Source organism: Aeromonas finlandensis, from assembly GCF_000764645.1.
In the GTDB taxonomy this organism is placed as follows: domain Bacteria; phylum Pseudomonadota; class Gammaproteobacteria; order Enterobacterales; family Aeromonadaceae; genus Aeromonas; species Aeromonas finlandensis.
This window is the reverse complement of record NZ_JRGK01000074.1, coordinates 1-5,729: the sequence shown is the minus strand read 5'-3', so window position 1 is coordinate 5,729 and position 5,729 is coordinate 1. Positions and strand designations below refer to the sequence as shown.

The window sequence follows — 5,729 nt, the reverse complement described above, 5'->3', positions numbered from 1 at the left end:
GATTGCACCATCATGTCGGCAGTGAAGGTGATGGGTCTGCTCTGCATATAATCCCTGGCTTTTAGTGATTCCATATCTACTCCCCTACGGTAGTCAGTCAAGCTGGCGTATTGTGCGCCGATGCCAGCACACTGCATGGCTTGCTCCAAGCATAGCTGGCTCACTGCAGAATAGTTTCGCAGCCACTCTCTCCCTCAACTGATGGCATGCTCCTGCTCGCGGTTCGGAATGGCCGCCGCCATCATCTGCGGCAGGTGGTCGGCCAGCACCGCCACCACTGCGGGATCGACCCTTCCCTGATCCGCCAGTTGCTGCATAAAGGTCAACGCATCACGAGCTGGCAATCCATGCCGGTATGGTCGGTCCTGCACCATGGCCTGAAAAATATCAGCAACCCGCAGGATGCGCGCCTCCAATACCATGGCAGAGGCGGGCAGATGGAACGGATACCCCTCCCCGTCCGGCTCCTCATGGTGGTAAGCCGCCCAGCAGGCTATCTCCTCAAACCCCTCGATATGACGCAGGATCTGGTAGGTCTCGAAACTGTGGGTATTAATGACGGCCCGCTCCTCCTGCGTCAGGCTGCCGGGTTTGTCGAGGATCTCGTCCGGTACCCTGAGCTTGCCCAGATCGTGCAGCAAACCGGCGATCTCCAGCATGTCGCAATGGACGGCGCTGACCCCCATCAATTCAGCCAGCGCACGAGACAACCGACTCACGCCGAGCGAGTGCGTCATGGTAAAGGGGCTTTTGGCATCGACGATCCCCGAGAAGATCCGGGCTAGCGCCTTCAGCTCCCCATTGGTGGTGATACAGGGCTCCCGCTCCTGCAGCATCTCCAGCATGTAGTCATTGATGGAGCGGGCTTCAAGCTGCAACCAGAATGCCTCCGAGCGGGACACCTTGAGGAAGGCATCCACCAGCTCGGGGGCAAAGAACTCGCCACGGCAATCCTGCAGCCGTGCGCGGATCTCGTTGGTATGCATCAACAGGGACCCATCGCCATAGTAGGGGGCGGCCAGCGCATCGCAGCGATCCACCAAAAAGATGAGGTTGGCCTGACGAGCCACGATGGGATCCACATCGGACATCTCGCGCAGCAGATGCCAGTGGGTATGGTGATAACGGATGGGTAGCGCCAGCGGGGCCAACAAACGGAAATCCTTGAGCAGCTGATATCCCACCTCACAGTGGCGCTGGGAGGACTCCCAATCGAACTCGCTGACCAGATGGTGATGGGTGGTGGTCGAGGAGACACCGATATCATGCAGCACCCCCAGCTCGAATAGCAGGCGACGCTCGGCGGCATCCATCTTCAGCACCCGACTGCACTCGGCGGCCATGATCCCGACCCGTTTACCATGGGCCACATCGCCAATCCCCACCAGATCCAATGATGCAGACAAGGCATAGACCACCTGTCTGAGATCTACCTGCAACGAGAACGAACCGGCTCCCTGCGCTCTGTTCATGATCCCTGTCCCATGCTGTTTTGTTATATAGAAAAGGAGTCATTTCACTCCTCACTATTGATAAATCTAGTCAATAGCCCCCTTTTTTACCTCTTGTCCCCGCTGAAACATGGCCAAAAAATGCGAGGGGTCACGGCTTCACACTCCTGAGCATCAGGTGCGATGCATAGGTTAATATCCAAATCGATGAAACAACGACAGATGCTCAATATAGCGATACGCCGTCACGCTATGTCATGAAAATGCGATGCATATCCCCAAACACCATGACTATTTTATTAACACAGTGACGCCTCTTGATAGATGGCGATTATTTACACCGATTTATCTCTCTCATAAATGGTGATAGTGTTTACCCCATCACATTAATAATAAAGCATGGCTTAAACCACGATTAATCAGCATTTAAGTGTTATCGAATTTATAGCGTCACTCGCCTGGCGATTATTCACACCATATATATTTTCCTAATAAAATCAGCTGTTCGCACGCAAGCATGACCATATGAAGGCGCTCCAGCCACCATTTGGCTAACCCGCACGCCATCGCTGATGGCAATTCATACTGCAACGCACATTGCTGATTTCTTTCCCCGACAACACTCGGATAACCACAAGTTATATTCGCTATAAGGCGACAAACCACGTTGCCCTGCATAGAGTAAAACGGTTGAAAGCTGTTTGTGTTGATTGTCCGTTCTAATACATCGGTGGGCTGACCCCGATCGTTGCTCACCAATATCGCTGTAAAAATAGATGCACCACCAACATTTATTGCTACGGCACCAGACATTATTCGGAATGGGTCAAACATCACCACATTATCCAAATGCTTTCATCGCCCATTTTGTGTACCAATTCACATCAGATTAGGAGTGGAGCCAATAATGGCCATTCAAATAAACAAAATAGCCATGAGCCTTGCCTTAATGGCCACTGCTGGCAGTGCCGCTGCAGCCGCCAAGCCCAATATTCTTGCCATCATGGGCGATGACATCGGCTACTGGAACATCAGCGCCTACAACCAGGGGATGATGGGCTACCAGACCCCGAACCTGGAGCGTATCGCCAATGAAGGGGCCCTCTTTACCGATCACTATGGTCAGCAATCCTGCACCGCCGGTCGCGCCGCCTTTATCACCGGCGAAGAGCCGTTCCGTACCGGCCTGCTGACCATCGGCATGCCCGGCTCCACCCACGGTATTCCGGATTGGGCCCCCACCATCGGTGATCTGCTCAAGGAGCAGGGTTACATGACCGGCCAGTTCGGCAAAAACCATTTGGGTGACCGTGACCAGCACCTGCCGACCAAGCACGGCTTCGACGAGTTCTTTGGCAACCTCTACCACCTGAATGCGGAAGAAGAGCCGGAAACCTACTACTACCCGAAAGATCCGGAGTTCAAGAAGAAGTTCGGCCCGCGCGGGGTGATCAAATCCTCTGCCGACGGCAAGATTGAAGACACCGGCCCCATGACCCGCAAGCGCATGGAGCACGCAGACGAAGAGTTCCTCGAATCATCGCTGGCCTTCATGGAAAAAGCGGTCAAGGCCAAGAAGCCCTTCTTCATCTGGCACAACGCCACCCGCATGCACGTCTGGACCCGCCTGCAAGAGAAGTATCAGGGCAAATCCGGCGTCAGCATCTATGCCGATGGCATGCTGGAGCACGATGACCAGGTGGGGATCCTGCTCGACAAGCTCGACGAGCTGGGCGTCGCCGACAACACCATCGTTATTTACACCACCGACAACGGCGCCGAGACCGGCAGCTGGCCGGATGGCGGCACCACTCCGTTCTATGGCGAGAAGGGCACCACCTGGGAAGGGGGCACCCGCGTCCCCCAGCTGGTTCGCTGGCCAGGCGTGATCAAACCGGGCACCCGGGTGAACGCCATGATGGCCCATCAGGACTGGATGCCGACCCTGCTGGCCGCCGCCGGTGTACCGGACGTGAAAGAGAAGCTGGCCAAGGGCTACAAGGCCAACGGCAAAGAGTGGCGGGTGAAACTGGACGGCTACAACTTCATGCCGTACCTCTCCGGTAAGACCGACACCGCCCCGCGCAACTCCATGCTCTACTTCTCTGCCAACGGCGAGCTGAACGCCGTGCGCTGGAATGACTTCAAGCTGAACTTTGCCACCATGCAGGGCAACATCACCGATGCGGTGCGCGTTACCCCGAACTGGCCGCAGATCATCAACCTGCGCGCCGATCCGTTCGAGAAGGCACCGCACGAGTCAGGCATGTACATGCGCTGGATGGCTGACAACATGTGGCTGTTCGTACCGGTACAGGGGATCCTGAAAGAGTTCTTCGACACTCTGCCCAACTACCCGATGCAGCAGAGCTTCCAGATGAACCCGGCCAACATCAGCTCCCAGAGCCTGATGCTGCAAGGCAAGCTGGCGGAGCTGGACGCACTCAAGCAGAAAGTCGCCACCATCAAGTAAGGCGGTGACTCCAACGCCCATCACCCACTGGTGGGCGTTTTCAATTTCCAGGCGGCTCGCTCCGAACCGGCTGGAAATTGAAAACCCGTTGGCCCCCTGCCAGCCCTCCCTCTGTCTCGTTATATGCACCCTGTGGAAATGCCTATGAATCCCTTGCAACAACAGATCTCGCAACTCATCGAACAGGTTGGTCACAGTGTGGTCGGCCAGTCCCATGTGATCCGCGCCCTGGTGATTGGCCTGCTGACCAATAGCCACGTGCTCCTTGAAGGTTTGCCCGGCACCGCCAAGACCCGCTCGGTCAAGGCGCTGGCCGAGGCCCTCAATGCCAGCTTCGGCCGCATTCAGTTCACTCCCGATCTGCTCCCCTCCGATGTAACCGGCACCGAGATGTATCAGGAGCATGACGGAGCCCACCAGCTGCGCTTCCAGCCCGGCCCCATCTTCAACAGCATCGTGCTGGCCGATGAGGTGAACCGTGCCCCCGCCAAGGTACAGGCCGCCCTGCTGGAGGCGATGGCCGAGGGCACCGTCACAGTGGGTGACAAGAGCCACCGCCTGCCCGAGCTCTTTATGGTGCTGGCGACCCAGAACCCCATCGAGCAGGAGGGGACCTACCCGCTGCCGGAAGCCCAGATGGACCGTTTTGCCCTCAAGGTCTCGGTCGCCTACCCCGACGACGAGGCCGAGCTTGCCATCATTCGGCTGGTGCGAGCCGAAGAGCGCGGTACCCGCCAGCAAGGCGAGGGTTTCGCCCCCCTCTCCCCCGAACTGATTTTGCAGGCAAGAGCAGAGCTCTCGGCCATGACGGTCTCGCCGCTGGTGGAGCACTACATCATCGCGCTGGTCATGGCGACCCGGCACCCCGACCGCTACCCGGCCACCGGGTTGCCACAGTGGCTTGCGGTCGGCGCCAGCCCCCGCGCCTCCATTGCGCTGGACAAGTGCGCCCGCGCCTACGCCTGGCTGCAAGGGCGTAACCACGTGCTGCCCGACGATGTGCGCGCCATGGTGCCCAGCGTGCTGGGCCACCGCTTTACCCTCAGCTATGACGCGCTGGCAGATGGGGTGGATCACCAGCAGGTGGTGATGGCGCTGCTCGATCACGTTGTCATCGGGTAAGCGATACCATGACCCCTCGCACCTTATCCCATGACCGGCTGACACCGGGCGGGCAGCCGCCCAGTGGCGACCCGCGCATCCACTGCGACTACCTGACCCTGGTCCGGCTACAGGGGCTGGTCGGCCAGTTTTCACTGCTACCACGGCTAAACAGCGGCAGCGTGCTATGCGGCCGCCACCAGTCGCGCTTTCGCGGCCGGGGGCTCAACTTCGAAGAGCTGCGCCACTACCAGCAAGGGGATGACATTCGCACTCTGGACTGGAAAGTGACCCTGCGCACCGGCCGCCCCCATGTGCGCAGCTATAGCGAAGAGAAAGATCGCCACGTGATCCTCTGCGTTGATCAGCGCAGCAGCATGTTCTTCTCCTCGGTGGAGGTGATGAAGTCGGTGGTGGCTGCCGAAGTGGCGGCCCTGCTCGGCTGGCAGGTGCTCAAAGAGAGCGATCGGGTCGGGCTCGCCATCTTGCGCTGCGACGGGGTGGCGTGGCTGCGCGGCCAGCGCTCCCGTGGCCACTGGCTGGCCCGCTTGCGCCAACTCTGCACTGCCAATCATGCCCTCTCGGCCACCAGCCGCGACAGCGACACGACCGGTCTGGCCCCTCTGCTGGCGATGCTGGGCCGACTCAAGCTGAAAAATGCCACCCTGATCCTGCTCAGCGACTGGGCCGGGGTGACCGAGGCC

5 protein-coding genes and 1 pseudogene are annotated in these 5,729 nt (G+C 58.6%); 3 read left to right on the top strand and 3 right to left on the bottom strand.

Annotated features, from left to right (window positions below):
* The 3 genes and pseudogenes from LD28_RS24045 to LD28_RS22955 all read right to left on the bottom strand — a co-directional run.
* Positions 1-74, bottom strand: a pseudogene (locus LD28_RS24045) (CBS domain-containing protein); the annotation flags it as partial.
* Between the two features lie 120 nt (positions 75-194).
* On the bottom strand, positions 195-1,472 hold the full coding sequence (locus tag LD28_RS0109015; protein WP_033136642.1) for an HD-GYP domain-containing protein: 1,278 nt from the start codon (positions 1,470-1,472) through the stop codon (positions 195-197).
* Between the two features lie 444 nt (positions 1,473-1,916).
* Positions 1,917-2,285 carry a hypothetical protein gene (locus LD28_RS22955; protein WP_156120160.1) on the bottom strand — a complete coding sequence of 123 codons (369 nt, stop codon included), beginning with the start codon at positions 2,283-2,285 and terminating at the stop codon, positions 1,917-1,919.
* 100 nt (positions 2,286-2,385) lie between these two features.
* Between LD28_RS22955 and LD28_RS0109010 the strand changes: the two genes are divergently transcribed.
* From LD28_RS0109010 to LD28_RS0109000, 3 genes are all read left to right on the top strand, one after another.
* A complete protein-coding gene (locus LD28_RS0109010; RefSeq protein WP_241462276.1) occupies positions 2,386-3,924 on the top strand; it encodes an arylsulfatase in 1,539 nt (512 codons plus the stop codon).
* A 144-nt stretch (positions 3,925-4,068) separates the two neighbouring features.
* Positions 4,069-5,046 carry an AAA family ATPase gene (locus tag LD28_RS0109005; RefSeq protein ID WP_033136640.1) on the top strand — a complete coding sequence of 326 codons (978 nt, stop codon included), beginning with the start codon at positions 4,069-4,071 and terminating at the stop codon, positions 5,044-5,046.
* A gap of 8 nt (positions 5,047-5,054) precedes the next feature.
* The coding region (locus tag LD28_RS0109000) for a DUF58 domain-containing protein (RefSeq protein WP_050514283.1) at positions 5,055-5,729 on the top strand (675 nt) is incomplete at its 3' end.